Origin of the sequence: Edaphobacter acidisoli (assembly GCF_014642855.1) — a bacterium.
Classification (GTDB): Bacteria; Acidobacteriota; Terriglobia; order Terriglobales; family Acidobacteriaceae; genus Edaphobacter; species Edaphobacter acidisoli.
Window position 1 is genome coordinate 3050471 of the sequence record NZ_BMJB01000001.1, and the last position, 16994, is coordinate 3067464.

The window sequence follows — 16994 nt, forward strand, 5'->3', positions numbered from 1 at the left end:
TTTCAGCTCCAGCGTTGACTCACCCGGCGTCAGCTTGCAGCCTTGAGATGAGATGGCTGAATTGCCGGCCAGCACACATGGGCCTGATCGCTCCTCTTCAACCCGCGCCTCCACAAGAGATTCCGCTTCGACAACCAGTCCGGCATCTGCGCAAGGCTGTGTGCCTCGCGCTAGCTCTAGGCGCATCGTCGTTGCAGGCCCAGACAGTCAGCGCACGGTTCACCAGCAATACAACCACGAACAATTCAAACGCGACGCGCATGGCCGCGCTTCGCTCCACGCAAACAAATCATTTTCTCCACGGAAGAGCCGCCATTGGCGGCGCACCGGCAGCGCGCGCAATGGAAATTGCCCGCAGGCAACAGGCCGCGATGCTCCGCCAGCAGGAAACAGCTCAGCCGCATCTCACCAGTCTGACGACACCGTGGCAGCAAGTCGGTCCGGGACAGGTGACCAGCGTCGCTTACGGCATAATCTCAGGACGCATCACCTCCATCGCCATAGACTCGGCTGACCCAACCGGCAACACCGTCTACGTAGGCACGACAGGCGGAGGCGTATGGAAGTCCACCAACGCCGCAGGGTCCGCTGCCAGCGTCAGCTTCACCGCGCTCACCGACACGCTACCGGTCTTCAGCCCCAACGCGGGCAACTCGGCAATTCCCTCGCTCTCGATTGGAGCCGTCAGCGTCGCCGAAGGCGTAGTGCTCGCAGGCACAGGCGACCCCAACGATGCGACCGACTCCTACTACGGCGGCGGCCTGCTCCGATCGACCGACGGCGGCCAGACCTGGACGCTGATTCAGGAGTCTCACGACGGCGCCGCGGGCAATCACTCTTGGGTCGGTCTCGGCTTCAGCGGTTTTGCGTGGAGCACTATCTCGCCCGGCACCGTAGTAGCCGCCGTCTCTCAAGCCGCCGAAGGCACGTTAGTCAATGCAGCGAACCAGGCCAACAGCGCGATGGGTCTCTACTACTCCACCGACTCCGGCGCGACCTGGCAGATGTCTACCATCATGGACGGCAGCCAAACCCTGCAGGCCCCATTGCCCAGCGGCGGCGACCTCGGCGGACGCGCCGCGACCTCTGTCGTCTGGAACCCCGTGCGCCAGCGCTTCTACGCTGCCATCCGTTATCACGGCTACTATGAATCCGCCGACGGTATCACCTGGACACGTCTCACCGACCAGCCCGGCACCAATCTCACCCTCACCAACTGTCCCACCGCACCCGGAACAACCGGAAGCGCATCCTGCCCCATCTTTCGCGGCGCGCTTGCAGTGCAGCCCGTCACCGGTGACACCTTCGCTCTCACGGTCGACTCCACCAACAGCGACCAGGGTCTCTGGCAGGACGCCTGCGCGCTCTCAGGATCGAGCTGCTCCACTAGCGATCTCACCTTCTCGACACGCCTAACCTCGACGCCGCTGGAACAAGGCAACGGCAGCACCATCATCCCGCAGGGCGACTACAACCTCACCCTCGCGGCCGTCGCCTCCACGCAGGGCGCAACACAAGACACCCTCATATTTGTCGGAACCACCGATCTCTACCGCTGCTCGCTTGCCGCAGGATGCACGCTGCGCAACACTACCAACGCAATCAACGGCTGCGCAGCTCCGGCTCAGGTCGCACCGGCGCAGCATGCTATCGCCACACTGGCCACGACAAGCCTGCCACTGGTCTATCTCGGAAACGACGGCGGTATCTGGCGCTCAACCGACGGCGTCAACGAGCAGGCAACACCCTGCTCTCCCGACGATGCCACGCACTTCCAGAATCTCAACAACGGCATCGGCTCGCTGGCTGAGGTCATTGGCTTCGCGCAGGACCCAACCCAACCCGGCACGCTCATCGCTGGTCTCGGCGCAAACGGAACTGCAGCCACTGCGTCGGCATTGACGACAAGCGCATGGCCGCAGATCTCCACCGGCGAAGGCGGCATGGCAGCCATCGATCCTACAAATCCTTTGCTTTGGTACGTCTCGACCGCAGCAGGAATCAGCATCCGCCAATGCCCGAACGGCTCTGCCTGCACCGCGTCCGACTTCACCGGCGCTCCCACCATCGGCTACACACAAACCAACGGCGACGACTCACTCATCGACGCACCCTGGCTGCTCGACCCCGCGCTCACCTCGAACATCATCGTCGGCACCTGCCGTGTCTGGCGCGGTCCAGCGGACGACGGATCGTCGTGGTCCACCTCAAACGCCATCAGCAACCTGCTCGGCGGCCCGCAGAACGCCGCCTGCGCCAGCAACAATCCAGTCATTCGTTCACTCGCCGCCGGAGGCCCCACCAGCAGCGCTACAGCCGCTCAAAACGCTGGCTCCCAGGTACTCTACGCAGGCATGGCGGGCGCTCTCGATGATGGCGGCAGCTACGGCGGACACATCTTCTCCACAACAAACGCGGGCACATCCACCAGCACCACCGCATGGACCGACCTCACCAGTTCGCCCGTCACTAACGACAACGCCGACGCGGAGCAATTCAACCCCGGTGCCTTCGACATCTCCTCCATCACCGCCGACCCGCACGACTCCACCGGCCAAACCATCTACGCCACCGTGATGGGCTTTGCCAACAACGGCATCAACGCTCCGCACATCTACCGCTCCACCGACGGCGGAGCGCACTGGCTGAACATCTCGGCCAACCTGCCCAACGCTCCCGCCAACAGCCTCGTCATCGACCCCAACGACGCCAACACCGTCTATGCCGCACTCGACACTGGCGTATATGTAACCACATCGGTTACAACATGCCCGACAGAAAACTGCTGGAGCATCTATGGCACTGCGCTGCCCAACGCTCCTGTCGTCCAGCTCGAAGCCGCACCCGCACTCTCCACCGGCGACGGCCGCCAGGGCGAGCTCCGCGCGGCAACCTACGGCCGCGGCATCTGGCAGATTCCGCTTGTCACGGCAGCCAACGGGGTACAGCCCGCGATGCAGCTCACCCCGTCCACATTCACCTTCACAACACAAGCTGTCGGCACAGCCAGCGCAGCCGAAACCATCACAGTAACGAACACTGGCACAGCTCCGCTGACGATCAGCCAAATCACCGCGACCGGAGACTTCAACGAGACCAGCACCTGCACAACCGCAACCGTCGCACCTAACTCCACCTGCACCATCCAGGTACGTTTTCTCCCCACCGCAACCGGCAGCCGCACCGGCACACTCACGGTCTACGGCAACGTCTCCGGAGGCCAGGCAACAGCATCGCTTACAGGCACCGGCTCGCCCGCCGCAGCCATCGTTCTGAATCCCATCACTCTCACATTCACCCCGACCAACATCAACTCCACCAGCGCCGCCCAAAACATCACCATCTCCAACACCGGCGGCACAACCCTCACGCTCCAGCCGCCCACAGTCACAGGCGACTTCCTGCTCACAGCCAACACCTGCGGCGCAACGCTCGATCCCAGCACCGGCTGCACCGTCTCCATCGCCTTCACGCCCACAGCCTCAGGTACGCGCAGCGGTGCCTTCACCATCACCGACGCCGCAGGCACGCAGACCGCCTCACTCTCCGGCACAGGCGTCGCGCCAGCCACCGACGCGCTCTCGCCGATCTCGATCACCTTCGGCCCGCAACAGCTCACCACGTCGAGCGCTCCGCAGCAAGTCACGCTGACTAACTCCGGCGACGTGCCACTCACGCTCATCTCCGCCCAAACCAACAGCGCCGGATTCTCCGCCGTCAACACCTGCGGCAACTCGCTCAACCCGCACTCCACCTGCGCGATCTCCGTCACCTTCGCGCCGCAAACCGTAGGCGCTGTCGCCGGCACGCTCACCATCGCCGACGAGTACCGAAGCCAGACCGTCTCTCTCTCCGGCACAGGCATCGCGCCGCCCGGCGTATCGCTCTCACCCACATCCTCGCTCACATTTAGCGCAATCGGAGTAGGCATCGCATCCGCGCCCCAGACCGTCACCCTCACGAATAACGGCGGCGTCCCACTCCAGCTACAAAGCCCCGCGCTCACCGGCGACTTCAGCATTGCCTCCGGCAGCAACACCTGCGGCGCCACACTCGCCGTCGGCTCCGCCTGCACCATGCAGGTCATCTTCACGCCGACAGCAGGAGGCCCGCGCACCGGCACACTCACCATGGCGGACAACTCCGCCACCTCGCCACACGTGCTGCAACTCTCCGGCACAGGAGTAGACTTCACGCTCGCCACCAACGGCAGCTCCAGTCTCACCATCCAAAGTGGTCAGAACGCCGTCTTCCCGCTGCTGCTCACCTCGGCAGCCAACGTCCCCGGCACGGCCACATTCTCCTGCACAGGCGTACCAGCCAACTCCATCTGCAACGTCACGCCCTCAAGCATCGCCCTGGGCGCTACGTCCACCATCTCCGTCACAGTCGATACCGGAGTCACCACCTCCGCCGCCAACGCATCCCACCGCGCGTTCTGGTTTGCGATGCTGCTGCCGCTCGGCCTTCTCACCTTCCGCCGTCGCAAAGGCATCCCGGCAGTCGCACTCCTCTGCCTGCTCATCTGCATCGCAGGATGCGGCTCCGGGCGCGTCATCCCGCCAGGCGGAGGATCGGGCAGTCAGCCCGGTGGTGGCACAACCACCCCAGCCGGCACCTACAACATCGTCGTCTCAGCCACCAGCGCAGGCCTCACCCGCACCGTCAGCCTCACCCTCATCGTTCAGTAACTCAGGGCCCAATTCCCCGGTAGCTGAAGATTTTCTTTCGCTCTTAAGAAAACTTCTGTAAGATTCACGGCGTCTGGTTATTCAAACCATTCTTCGAGGCGAACCAAATGCTCCACCGAAACCTTTCGCGCGCATTGATAGCGTCATCGCTGCTGTTCCCCTCCACCTGCCTGCTCGCGCAGAACGCACCAGCAGCAGCTCCACAGGAAGGCATGCACCACGAGATGCCCAAGCCCACCAACCTTCAGATATTGCCGAAGGACATCTCAACCAAAGACCTGATGGCCGTCATGCACGACTTCACTGGCGACCTCGGTGTCCACTGCACCTTCTGCCACGAAGTCAACGCTCAGACCCACAAGCCCGACTTCGCCTCCGATGCCAAGCACGAGAAAGTAGCAGCCCGCGTCATGATGCAGATGACTCACGAGATCAACACCAAATATCTCGCTGAGCTGCCGCATCACGAGCACGCAGAAGGCACAGAGCACGAGGCCAGGGTAAGCTGCAGTACCTGCCACCAGGGCCATCCCGAGCCGCCGAAGTTCACGCCCCCGCCCGAGGAGCACCACGGCCCACCGCCCGCCCCGCCATCAAACTAGAGATGATGCAATGGCGTGGCCGATGAAAGCCACGCCATTTCTGTATCTTCACATTTTCATTCGGCACCTTTTTGTATTTCCATTCCGTAGCGAAGCGGAGGAATCTGCTTTTGTCTTTCCTCGCCTAGCCGCGCCAGACTGCATGAATCCCTAGACCGCCCGCCCCGCGCTCGCTCCCGAAGCCCACGCCCACTGAAAGTTATACCCGCCCAACCATCCAGTCACATCGACAACTTCGCCAATAAAATAAAGCCCCGGAACCTTGCTGCTCTCCATCGTTCTCGCGTCCAGCTCAGCCGTATCAACGCCGCCAGCCGTCACCTCGGCCTTGGCATAGCCCTCAGTCCCGGCAGGCGTCACCGTCCATGCATGGAGCTCGCGCTCCATCGCCGCCAGCGAAGCATTCGTCCAGTCTTTAGGTGGGTAGAGCGCAACCCACCGCTCCGCTACCCGCTGCGGCAGCACGGCACGCAAAGCCTCCACCGCAGCCTTCGCATCGCGCCGGGCATTCTTCTTAATCAATGGAGCAAACGCCTCCACTCCCGGAGCGAGATCCATCGTCACGCTCTCACCCGCCCGCCAGTACGACGAAGCCTGCAACACCGCAGGCCCGCTCAGCCCGCGATGCGTCACCAGCATCTTCTCGCGAAAGCTCACACTGAGCCTCTTGCGCCCAGCAGTCGCAACAACCTCAGCAGAAACGCCACTCAAATCACACCACCGCCCGCAGTCCTTCGCGTCGAACACCAGCGGCACCAGTGCAGGGCGACACTCCACAACCCGCAGTCCAAACTGCCGCGCCACATCGTACCCAAACCCAGTCGCGCCCATCTTCGGAATCGACAACCCGCCCGTCGCCACAACCACAGCTTCAGCGTGAAACACTCCCGCGGTTGTCTCTACTCGAAAACTCCCGTCGCGCACCACCTTCTCAACACGCACGCCCACCATCAGCTTCACGCCTGCCTCAGCGCACTCACGCTCCAGCATCGCAACCACGTCCATCGCCGAGCGGTCGCAAAACAGTTGCCCCAGCGTCTTCTCGTGAAAGCGAATCCCATGCTTCTCCACCAGCGCAATGATGTCGGCAGGCGTAAACCGCGCCAGCGCAGACTTGGCAAAGTGCGGATTCTCTGAAAGAAAACTCTCCGCGCGGCAATTCACATTAGTAAAGTTGCACCTCCCGCCGCCCGAAATCAGAATCTTCTTCCCCGCGCGCTCGGCATGGTCCAGCAAGACAACGCGCCGCCCGCGCCGCCCCGCTTCGAGTGCACACATCATGCCCGCCGCACCCGCACCCAGCACCACTGCATCCACCTTCTGCACTCGCGCCCACGCCTCATCACCAGTGTCGCATCTGTGCGACCATTAACCCATGGCCAAACGCCCCGAAGCCTGCGAAGCCAAACCATCTCGCAAAACCGCACCATCCCGAGCAGCTAAGCAAACAGAAACTCCGCGCATCACCGTGCCCAAGCCGCATGGCCCCGCCGCCACTGTTACACGCCGCGCCGCCGACCGTCTCCGCGCTGGCCACCTGTGGGTCTACCGCTCCGACATCGAATCGCTCACGCCTGCACCCGACTCGCGCGAGCTTGCCCCCGGTTCGCTCATCACCATCACCGACAGCCGCAGCATCCCACTTGGCACCGCACTCTACAGCACCGCATCTGAAATCGCCGCGCGCCTCGTCACCCGCGAAGCCGCGCAGACGCGCGAAGCCTACCTCCAGCAACTCGGCGAACGCATCGAAGCCGCACTTCTCCTGCGGGACGAGCTTGCACCCGACTCAGCCGCGAACAACGCCGCACGCCTCATCTTCTCCGAGGCCGACGCGCTCCCCGGCATCATCGCCGATCGCTACAACTCACTCGTTATCCTGCAACTGCTCACGCAAGGCACAGCGCAGGCGGACGTCCGCCGCGTCCTCACCGAAGTCATCCGCGAGCACCTTCAACCCGCAACCGGCACACTCACCATCATTGAGCGCCCAGACCCGCGCATCCGCGAACTCGAACAACTCGACGCGCCATCCCCCGAACCACTCTTCAGCGCAAGCGCAACGCCCGACCTCACCACCATCTTCACCATCAACGGCCTGCGCTTCCACTACGACGCAACCGCCGGCCAGAAGACCGGGGCCTTCCTCGACCAGCGTCTCAACTACGCCGCAGCCGCCGCTCACGCGCGAGGCACAGCGCTCGACATCTGCACCTATCAGGGAGGCTTCGCGCTCCACCTCGCCCAGCGTTGCCGCGAAGTCACCGGCGTCGACGCCAGCCGCGCCGCGCTCGAAGTCGCCGACCGCAACCTCGAACTCAACCCGCACCTTCCCGCCAACGTCCACTGGATCGAAGCCGACGCCTTCGAGCTGCTCCGGGAGTACGAGCAGCAGGGCGAGCGCTACGACACTATCGTGCTCGACCCTCCCGCCTTCGCCAAATCGAAGCGTGCCGCGGCTTCGGCCCTTCGCGGCTACAAAGAGCTGAACCTCCGCGCCCTCAAGATGCTCCGCCCCGGCGGCACGCTCATCACCTGCTCCTGCTCACACCACGTCCCGCTCGAAGACTTCACCTCAGTGGTCGCCGCCGCAGCCTCCGACGCCAATCGCCGCGTGCAGCTACTCGAAGCCCGTGGAGCCGCGCCCGACCACCCCGCCGTCCTCACCCTCCCGGAAACCACCTACCTCAAGTGCCTCATCTGCCGCGTCGATTGAGTGCCAATAGAGCGTGTAGTCGCTGATGAAGTTGTTATCCTTCAGCATTGTGGGAGACCTGCTTTTGTCTTTCTTCAAACTAGGCAGATAGGCACGTCCTCTCGACCGAAGCAGCGCGGTTTTTCTCGCGCTGCGAAGTGGAGAGACCCCTGTATTTGTTTTCCTTCAAACCAGTAAGAAGTTCGGGTGCCCCATCCTTCGCGGCCTCATCGCGATGGGTGGGAAAGTAGACACGTAGCCAGCCAATCTTCTGCAATGAAATTGTGCCTACAACGAAACCTCAGCCACGATCTATCCGTCCTCAGATCAACGCCCATGAAAGATACTCTCTTCGCCCGCCGCAATTTCCTCAAGACCGCCGCCCTCGCCGCCCCCGCGTTCTCTCTCATCGCCAGCGCCGAAGCCCCGCAGCCATCCGCCCCACGCAAAGCGCCAACACATCCCGCGACGCCAAAGCTTACGCTCAACGTCCGTGACTTCGGCGCAAAAGGTGATGGCACGACCAAAGACACCGCAGCCATCCAGCAAGCTATCGACCGCTGCTCGGTCCTCGGAGGCGGCGAAGTCCTCGTCCCCGCAGGCAACTACCTCATCGGAGCCATCCAGCTCCGCACCCGCACACTGCTTCGCCTCGACCCCGACGCCACGCTCACCGGCAGCCCCGACTTCGACGACTATCCCGTCACCCAGGTTCGCTGGGAGGGCAAGTGGATCCAGGGCCACACCGCACTCATCTACGCCAACGGCGTCGAAGACATCGGCATCGTCGGCGCAGGCAAAATCATCGGCAACCCCGCACTCGGAGGTCGCCCACGCCCCACCTCGCCACTGCGCCACCCCGCGCTCATCGAGCCCATCAACTGCTCCAACATCCGCCTCGAAGGCTTCTCCACCAGCTACCACCTCATGTGGTCGATTCATCCCACTCTCTGCCAGAACATCGTCATCAAAAACCTCACCATCCGCTCCACCGGCGGCAACGGCGACGGCATCGACATCGACTCCTGCCAGCACGTCCTCATCGACCACTGCGAGATCTCCACCGGCGACGACTGCATCTCGCTCAAGTCCGGCCGCGGCGAAGAGGCCGCATCCCAGATTCCGTCTTCTGGAAATTCCAAGCCCGGCATCAATCCGGCGATCACCACCCGCGCAGCCATAACAACTGAAGACGTCACCATCACCAACTGCACCTTTGCCGATTCCATCTTCGCCTGCATCGGCATAGGCTCCGAGACCTCAGGCGGCATCCGCAACGTCCGCATCAGCAACTGCAAATTCACCCACGCCCGCAGCTTCGCCTTCTACATCAAGACCCGCACCGGCCGCGGCGCCTTCATCGAAGACATCACCGCCACCAACCTCGACCTCACCGGCGACTTCGCCGGCTTCCTCCGCATCGAGGGCCTCAAGAGCGGCATCCAGGATCAGGACCCCGTCCCCGGCGACGCCGGCATCCCCACCCTGCGCAACTTCCACTTCTCAAATATCCACGTCGAGAACGTGCCCGTGTTAGTCGAAGCCACATCGATCCACCCAAACAAGCCACTCACCGGCCTCACGCTCACGAACGTCACCGGCACCTGCCAGAAGGGCATCTTCCTCGCCAACGTAAAGAACGCCATCTTCCGCAACATCGACGTCAAAGGCTACACCGGCGCGTTGTTCAACACGTACAACTCAACCGGCGTAGGCATCAGAAACCCAGCCACCATCGAAGCCCCGAAACTCCCAGACGACATCCCCACACCCGCCGAACCGTACACGCTGCACTAAGCAAAGGAATAAGCAACTCTCATAATTGTCATCCTCCCGCTTTTGCCTGTCATTCTGAGCGCAGCGAAGAACCCCTGTATTACACACAGCAAGAATCATCTCCCTATTCTGTTACCTTGTTCTACAACCGCTTGTTCGCCTGATGATGCAGAAGATGCTTCAAAGTCCAGTGACCAAAAGGGGCAGGTTGGATGCCAGATCGAAACAGGGTGAAGCGAATGTTTGCAGTGGCCGCAATGGTGGCGGCCTTGTGCGCACAAGAGACTCCCATCATGCTTGCGCAAGCTGCGCCGGATGGACAGAGGACAACAGAACACCGATTGACCCAGGCGGAACGCGCTGAGGTTATCCATGCGCTCCTGAAGTCGATGGAATCGGACTACATCCTGCCCGACGTTGCAAAGCAGATGGCCCAGGCGATCCGCGAGCATCAGGCCAGGCATGAATACGATTCGATTACGGACGGCGAACAATTCGCTAAGACTTTAACCCAGGACCTTCAAGCCGTGAGTCACGATCACCACCTGGGAGTCGACTATTCCGCCGAGTTCGTGAGTGATCGGCCCATGGACAAACCCTCGCCGGAAGACATTCGCAAGTTCCGCCTGCAGGGTGAGCGGCGGAATTTTGAGTATCGCAGGATCGAGGTTCTTCCGGGGAACGTCGGGTTGTTACAGGTGGACGGATTTTATCCTGCGGAGTACGTGCGCGAGATCGTGGCAGGAGCCGCCGGATTTCTTTCGCACACAGACGCAGTCATTCTCGATTTCCGGCAAAACCACGGCGGCATGGTAGATGGGCCACTGCTGCTCGAGAGTTATTTTTTCAAGGAAATGACCCACATCTCTGATTCCTACAACCGGGCCGAGAACTCGACCCAGCAGTTCTGGACGATGCCGGTTGTGCCCGGCCCGAGCCTGGCAGACAAGGACCTCTATATTTTGACGAGCCATGACACGTTTTCTGCGCCCGAAGCGTTTGCCTACGATATGCAGGCGCTGGGACGCGCAAAGGTCGTGGGAGAAGTCACAGGCGGAGGAGCTCACGGAACAAAGCCTTATCGCTTGAGCGCTCATTTTATCGCGTCCATCCCATTTAACCGGGGAACCAGCCCTGTCACGCATACGGACTACGAAGGCGTCGGAGTGAAGCCGGATGTACAGGTTCCAGCCAGCGAGGCGTTGCTGACAGCACATATTCTGGCGTTACATGGCATCCTGGCACGCACAACCGGCGATCCAGGGCGAAAAGCGGAATTGGAAAAGTTGATTGAAGATCTGGAAGCAAAACAAAAGAGCGGCGGCGTAGAAGAATGAGACGAAATCGGGCGACGGCAGAATGCCATGCCGGGTGCCCATTTAATCGAATTAGCTCGCCATTCAGTGATAGCATGGCAATCTCTCACGAACACCCCGCCTGCGCGTTGTGAAGTCGCGTGTGCCCGGATCGTCGAGAACCCCAAGGCCATCATGCACACCAAACCTCTCGCCGCTGCCCTCGCTCTCGCCGCCTTCGCACTCACTCCAGCCATCGCGCAGACGCAGCAATACAAGTACCCATTCCAAAACCCAACCCTCCCCGCAGCCCAGCGCATCTCGAACATCGTCTCGCTCATGACCACCGAGGAGAAGATCGACTTCCTCTCGACCGACACCTCCGTCAAGCGCCTCGGCATCCCCAGCTTCGGCAGCTCCGAAGGCATCCACGGCGTCGTCCAGCGCGACGAGCCCACCGGCCCCTACGCCCACCCAGCCATCCCCACCACGCAGTTCCCGCAACCTCCCGGCATGGGAGCAACCTGGGACCCATCCCTCGTCCGCGAAGCCGCCGCCGTCGAAGGCCACGAGGCCCGCTTCATCACCCAGACCGCGAAGTATCACCACCCCATGCTGATGCTCTGGGGCCCACAGGCCGACCTCGCCCGCGACCCACGCTGGGGCCGCTCCGAGGAGGTCTACGGCGAAGACCCATTCCTCAACGGCACCATGGTCACGGCCTTCATCCACGGCCTCCAAGGCGACGACCCCCACTACTGGCAGGCCGCCTCGCTCATGAAGCACTTCCTCGCCAACTCCAACGAGAACAACCGCACCAAAACCTCCTCCGACTTCGACCAGCGCCTCTTCTGGGAGTACTACTCCGTCCCCTTCCGCATGGGCTTCCTCGACGGCGGCGGCACCGGCGTCATGGCCAGCTACAACGCCTGGAACGGCACCCACATGGCCGTCAACCCCGTCATCCAAAGCGTAGTCATCGACAAGTGGAAAGCCCATGTCGTCTCCAGCGACGGAGGCGCTGTCCGCGCGCTCGTCACCGATTCGCACAGCTTCCCCAACCAGCAGGCCGCCGTCGTAGCGTGTCTCAAAAACGGCATCAACCAGTTCCTCGACACCTACAAAGACGAGACCCGCGCCGCATTAAAAGCAGGCACCATCACCGAAGCCGACCTCAACGAGCTAGTCCGCCGCAAACTCTACGTCACGCTGAAACTCGGCCTGCTCGACCCGCCGCAGATGGTGCCCTACAGCAGCGTCAAAGACTCACCCGAACCCTGGAACACCGAAGCCGACCGCGCCGTCTCCAAAAAGATCGCACTCGAATCCATCGTCCTGCTCAAAAACGAAGCCAACACCCTGCCACTCGACAAGCAATCACTCAAGTCCATCGCCGTCATCGGCCCGCTCGCCAACTCCGTCCACTGGGACTGGTACGGCGGCACACCACCCTACGCCATCACGCCGCTCGAAGGCATACAGAAAGCAGTCGGCCCCGAAACCAAAGTCCTCTACGCAGCAGACGAGACGAACCACGCCGCTGTCGATGCCGCGCGCAAAGCGCAAGTCGCGGTCGTCTTCGTCGGCAACGACCCCACCTGCGGCCCCGACATGGCGCACGACTGGACCGGCAACGGCACGCTCCCCTGCACCGTCCCCAGCGACGGACGCGAAGGCCGCGACCGCGAGAGCATTGACCTCGGCCAGCAGGAGCAGCTCGTCAAGCAGGTCTACGCCGTCAACCCGCACACCGTAGTCGTACTCATCTCCAGCTTCCCGTTCGCCATCAACTGGACCCAGGCCAACATCCCCGCGATTCTCCACATGGCGCACGCCTCGCAGGACGAAGGCACCGCTCTCGCCGAAGTCCTCTTCGGTGACTCGAACCCCGGCGGCCACCTCACCACCACCTGGCCCCGCTCGCTCGCCGAACTCCCGCCGATGATGGACTACAACATCCGCGACGGCCGCACCTACATGTACTTCAAAGGCCAGCCGCTCTACCCATTCGGCTTCGGCCTCAGTTACACCACATTCAAACTCTCGAACCTCAAACCCAGCGCCACGCACCTCGCCAAAGACGGCACCCTTAACGTGTCAGTCGACGTCACCAACACCGGCACACGCACAGGAGACGAGGTCGTCCAGCTCTACGTCCAGCACCTGAAGTCAAAAGTCTCGCGCCCCCACGAAGAGCTCGAAGGCTTCGACCGCGTCACCCTCCAACCCGGCGAAACCAAAACCGTCGAAATCCCGCTCAAAGCCGAAGCGCTCGCCTACTGGAACGAGCAGCAACAAAAATTCGTCGTAGAATCCGAGCCAGTCAAACTCCTCGTCGGCGACTCCTCCGCCGACATCAAACTCTCCACCACCATCCAGATTCAGTAGATGAGAGCAAGGCATCAAGAGAATAGAGCGATCAGCTCTTCAGCAAGCATCACCTCAGCAGGCTAGCCAAAAACAAGTATTACGGCATCTCCACCGAAGCCCGTCATCCTGAGCGGAGTTTGACGCGTGCAGCGTCAAACGGAGTCGAAGGATCCCGAGAATGTGTCGGTCACCTATATCTCTGCTCACTTTCAGTCACAAATCACCTCTGTTCCGAACTCATGGCAGGGCATAATTCTGTCAACCCCCCACTCCCTTAAAATTCCCCGTAAGCCAAAGATTTCAAAGCACTTTTTCTGCGCCCAATCTGGCGGTTGAGTTTTCCTGCCCCGCTATAATAGAAATAAGAGCCCAGAAGAGGCCGGCCCAAAGTCTATTCTCGTAAAACACATAGAATGAAGACTTTGGTACTTAAGTACGGGTAGGGGGTACCTGCTCAAAGACAGCGTTTGACCAGCATTCCCGAACACGGTAAACTCATTAAGTTTGGCGCTGTAGCCCACGTGTCTTTATCGTGAGGGTTACAGGGACGAGCAGGCTTCAGGCAAGTCATACGAGTCTGGCCGGTTGGTTTCGTGCAGTCACTGTACACGCCCCAGCAACACAACTTACTCCGTAGAAGGAAAGCGGTCGCTCTCTGAGTGCCCGCCTGAGGTTCCAGCCATGTACGCAGTCATCCGCACCGGCGGCAAACAGTATCTCGTCTCCCCCGGCGAGCAGTTGAAGATTGAAACCACGGCACACAACGACGGCGCCATCGAGTTCGCCGACGTCCTAGCCGTCAGCCACGAAGAGGGCAAGTACGAATCGAACCTCTCCGGCGCGAAGGTCCTCGCCTCGGTCGTCAAGGAAGGCCGCGGCGACAAGATCCTCGTCTTCAAACTCAAGCGCAAGAAGCAGTACAAGAAGATGCAGGGCCACCGCCAGAACTTCGTCGAGGTCAAGATCAACGAGATCCTCGTCAACGGCAAGAGCTTCAAGGCATAGAAAAAACTTCTCAGCAAAGAGCTTTTCGTTTTCAGAAAAAGCCTCTCAGCAGAGAGCTATTAGTTTTCAGATTTTGAGATCAGAGCGCCCTGGCCTGACCCCGGCGCGAAAGAGGCAAAGCAATGGCACATAAAAAAGGTTTAGGTTCTTCCAAAAACGGCCGCGACTCGAATGCACAGCGGCTCGGCGTCAAGGTCTTCGGTGGACAGGCCATCCTCGGCGGCGGCATCATCGTGCGCCAGCGCGGCACCCCGCTCAAGCCTGGCCTGAACGTAGGCCGCGGCAAGGACGACACCCTCTTTGCCAAGGTTGACGGCATCGTCCGTTTCCAGGACCGTGGCCAGCAGGGTCGCTTCGTCAACGTCGACCCGGCCGAAGTCACTGCCGTCCACGCCTAAGCATTCCGTCTCAAACAAAAAGCGCCAGCCGCTGAGCTGGCGCTTTTTGTGCTTCATGCGAAACTACTGCTGCGCAGCCTTCGCGCGCCACTTCGCCGTCAGCTCGCGGTTCGACAACGCCTTGATATAAACGCCGCCCACGACGCTGCGAGCCTGAAAGCCGACCTGCTTGCCGGTTTTGGTGTCGTACCAATCGGTCAGCGGCACGCGGCTCGGCCCTTCGTTCAGCCACTTGTAGATCGGGTCGATGATCGCGTTGAACTGGTCAGAAGTTGGAGCCAGGGTGGCCGTCCACACCGACCAGTCAAGCTTGGTATAGTCCGCGCGGCTGTCCAGCGGAAGCCCGTATTTGTTCAGCTTCGTCAGATAAAACTTCACCTCGCTATCGCGCACACTCGGCGGAAACAGGTTGTAGTCCAGAATCTTGTCCCAGACCAGGTTGTACTTCTGGCTCCATGTGTTCGGACTGTTGAAGGCAAGCTTGTAGTGGTCGCCCTCTTTGGCCATCGTGATCCACTTCGCCGCCATGTCCTTCGCGGTCGTGTGATAGTCACGCGCCACATCCTCGTGACCGAGCAGATGAGCAAGGTCGGCGTAAGCCGCCAGCGCATCAATGGCCTTGATCGACAAATTCGCATTGTGCGCCACGTGTCCAGCAAAGTCATCGGTCGTCAACTGATTTTCGGGGTCGAGTCCCTTAGCCTTCAGATACTCAGCCCACTTGGTCAGCTGTGGCCAGTAACGCTGGGCAAGCTGCGGTGTGCCCTCAGCGCGCGCCACCGCGTCGGCCAGGATGAGCATGTTGCCGCTCTCCTCCACGGGCATCTGGTTGTCTTCAGTCTTCTCTCCGCCACCATAAACCTGCCCATTGGCTAGCGGATATTGCCCCAGGTCATGCGGCGAGAAGGGAAACTTCCATCGCGCAAGCGCCGAGTACTCCAGCACCGGCAGCAACTGCGCCTCCAGCAGCTTCGGGTTGAAGAACAGGAAAAACGGAGCCGACGGATACAACACATCCACCGTTGCAATGCAGCCGTTCGAGAAATTTTCCTTGGCAAACAACATCGGATCGCCGTTCACATCCGCGACCAGCTTGTGCGCCGCCAGCGTCTGGCGAAATGCGAGCACCGCAAGCGCTGCATAGTGCTCGCCGCCTGCCTTGGTCAAATCGGAGGCCAACTCTGTGTCATAAGCAACGCCGCGCTTTTCGAGCGCGAGATACTGCTGTTCAGCCGTATCAAGCATCTCGGCGACAGGCATATTCTCGCGCTGCCAGTAAGGCCGCAGGTTTCTCTGAAGATACTGGATCGCATAGTCCTGCGTGTACGACACCAGCAGATGACGATCGACAGCCGTCACGCCGACTTTGCCGAAGTCGAGCACCGCATCCAGGTGCGCGCTGCCACGTCCAGGCAACTCAGGCATTCCAATGGCATCACTGACAGGCAGGCTCCCGCTCTGGTCGAAGTCTTCAATCGCATGAGGCGCCAGCGAAGTCGCAGCGTTCTCATCCTTCGGCACAGCCAGATGAAAGTGCCCCCAGTCGATGCGCAGGTTATCGCCGGAGCGATTCAGAATTCGCTGGTCCTGCGATCCGGCAGAGAGAACATCAAGTGAGGCTGTGCGATTTCGTGTCAGTACAACATTCTCGCTGCGATCGTTCACTGCAATCACCGGATCGACATCGAGCAGCACCGAAACATCATGCGTCGCGCCGTCATTCGACGCCGCCGTCCAGGTCACATAAGTCACAGGCCGCGACAACACATCAAGGTCGTTCACGAACGCAGGTGTAAAGAAAGCCAGCTGCAGCGTCACGCCGCTCTGGCGGAACTCATAGGTCGTATGCGTTGCTGTTACGACATGCCCAGTCTGCTGCATAGCAGGGACGTTGTCAGGGTGTCGTCCCATGAAGCGGTAAGCCTTGCCATCGATACGCACAATACCGACGATCGGTTGCTCTGTGCCGGTCCAGTGCACTGTGTCCGAGTCAGTTAGTTTGTCCGTAAACGACCACACGCTGAAGTAGGGGTCATGCGTAATCAGCGGAGTTGCCGGTGGGCGTTCCTGTGCAAGAGCGCAAGACAGGTTGAGACAAAGCATCGCGCACGCGATAAGGCAAGCGTTGAACCGGTTCAAATCGGGCTCCTTGAACTGTATTG

The 16994-nt window shown here is 61.0% G+C and carries 10 protein-coding genes; 8 read left to right on the top strand and 2 right to left on the bottom strand.

Annotated features, from left to right (window positions below; genetic code table 11):
• Nucleotides 1–77 precede the first annotated feature (77 nt).
• Both IEX36_RS12440 and IEX36_RS12445 read left to right on the top strand, forming a co-directional pair.
• Nucleotides 78–4691: a choice-of-anchor D domain-containing protein gene (locus tag IEX36_RS12440; RefSeq protein ID WP_229668935.1), complete on the top strand. Its 4614-nt coding sequence runs from the start codon at nucleotides 78–80 to the stop codon at nucleotides 4689–4691.
• 107 nt (nucleotides 4692–4798) lie between these two features.
• Nucleotides 4799–5293 carry a c-type cytochrome gene (locus tag IEX36_RS12445; protein WP_188759590.1) on the top strand — a complete coding sequence of 165 codons (495 nt, stop codon included), beginning with the start codon at nucleotides 4799–4801 and terminating at the stop codon, nucleotides 5291–5293.
• 150 nt (nucleotides 5294–5443) lie between these two features.
• Here IEX36_RS12445 and IEX36_RS12450 read toward each other — a convergent pair whose 3' ends face one another.
• Nucleotides 5444–6619 (bottom strand): BaiN/RdsA family NAD(P)/FAD-dependent oxidoreductase, encoded by a 1176-nt coding sequence (locus tag IEX36_RS12450; RefSeq protein ID WP_188759591.1) that lies wholly within the window; start codon nucleotides 6617–6619, stop codon nucleotides 5444–5446.
• A 49-nt stretch (nucleotides 6620–6668) separates the two neighbouring features.
• On the opposite strand from IEX36_RS12450, the gene IEX36_RS12455 reads away from it, so the two are divergent.
• The 6 genes from IEX36_RS12455 (at nucleotide 6669) to rpmA (ending at nucleotide 14832) form a co-directional block, all read left to right on the top strand.
• Nucleotides 6669–8009: a class I SAM-dependent rRNA methyltransferase gene (locus IEX36_RS12455; RefSeq protein WP_188759592.1), complete on the top strand. Its 1341-nt coding sequence runs from the start codon at nucleotides 6669–6671 to the stop codon at nucleotides 8007–8009.
• A gap of 315 nt (nucleotides 8010–8324) precedes the next feature.
• Nucleotides 8325–9785, top strand: coding sequence for a glycoside hydrolase family 28 protein (locus tag IEX36_RS12460; protein ID WP_188759593.1), 1461 nt, complete (start codon nucleotides 8325–8327; stop codon nucleotides 9783–9785).
• Nucleotides 9786–10003: 218 nt separating this feature from the next.
• On the top strand, nucleotides 10004–11101 hold the full coding sequence (locus IEX36_RS12465) for a S41 family peptidase (RefSeq protein WP_188759594.1): 1098 nt from the start codon (nucleotides 10004–10006) through the stop codon (nucleotides 11099–11101).
• A 153-nt stretch (nucleotides 11102–11254) separates the two neighbouring features.
• Nucleotides 11255–13447, top strand: a complete 2193-nt coding sequence (locus tag IEX36_RS12470; RefSeq protein ID WP_188759595.1) for a glycoside hydrolase family 3 C-terminal domain-containing protein — start codon at nucleotides 11255–11257, stop codon at nucleotides 13445–13447.
• 663 nt (nucleotides 13448–14110) lie between these two features.
• Nucleotides 14111–14434, top strand: coding sequence for a 50S ribosomal protein L21 (gene rplU, locus IEX36_RS12475; protein WP_188759596.1), 324 nt, complete (start codon nucleotides 14111–14113; stop codon nucleotides 14432–14434).
• 122 nt (nucleotides 14435–14556) lie between these two features.
• Nucleotides 14557–14832, top strand: coding sequence for a 50S ribosomal protein L27 (gene rpmA, locus IEX36_RS12480; RefSeq protein ID WP_188759597.1), 276 nt, complete (start codon nucleotides 14557–14559; stop codon nucleotides 14830–14832).
• Between the two features lie 63 nt (nucleotides 14833–14895).
• On the opposite strand, the gene IEX36_RS12485 is transcribed toward rpmA, so the two are convergent.
• Nucleotides 14896–16971 (bottom strand): glutaminase family protein, encoded by a 2076-nt coding sequence (locus IEX36_RS12485; protein ID WP_229668936.1) that lies wholly within the window; start codon nucleotides 16969–16971, stop codon nucleotides 14896–14898.
• Nucleotides 16972–16994: the final 23 nt, after the last annotated feature.

Bases quoted from the DNA above. Each gene is read 5' to 3' on its own strand.
- IEX36_RS12465 (WP_188759594.1), top strand. From the start codon at position 10,004: ATGTTTGCAGTGGCCGCAATGGTGGCGGCCTTGTGCGCACAAGAGACT.
- IEX36_RS12440 (WP_229668935.1), top strand. From the start codon at position 78: ATGGGCCTGATCGCTCCTCTTCAACCCGCGCCTCCACAAGAGATTCCG.
- IEX36_RS12470 (WP_188759595.1), top strand. From the start codon at position 11,255: ATGCACACCAAACCTCTCGCCGCTGCCCTCGCTCTCGCCGCCTTCGCA.
- IEX36_RS12445 (WP_188759590.1), top strand. From the start codon at position 4,799: ATGCTCCACCGAAACCTTTCGCGCGCATTGATAGCGTCATCGCTGCTG.
- rplU (WP_188759596.1), top strand. From the start codon at position 14,111: ATGTACGCAGTCATCCGCACCGGCGGCAAACAGTATCTCGTCTCCCCC.
- IEX36_RS12460 (WP_188759593.1), top strand. From the start codon at position 8,325: ATGAAAGATACTCTCTTCGCCCGCCGCAATTTCCTCAAGACCGCCGCC.
- rpmA (WP_188759597.1), top strand. From the start codon at position 14,557: ATGGCACATAAAAAAGGTTTAGGTTCTTCCAAAAACGGCCGCGACTCG.
- IEX36_RS12455 (WP_188759592.1), top strand. From the start codon at position 6,669: ATGGCCAAACGCCCCGAAGCCTGCGAAGCCAAACCATCTCGCAAAACC.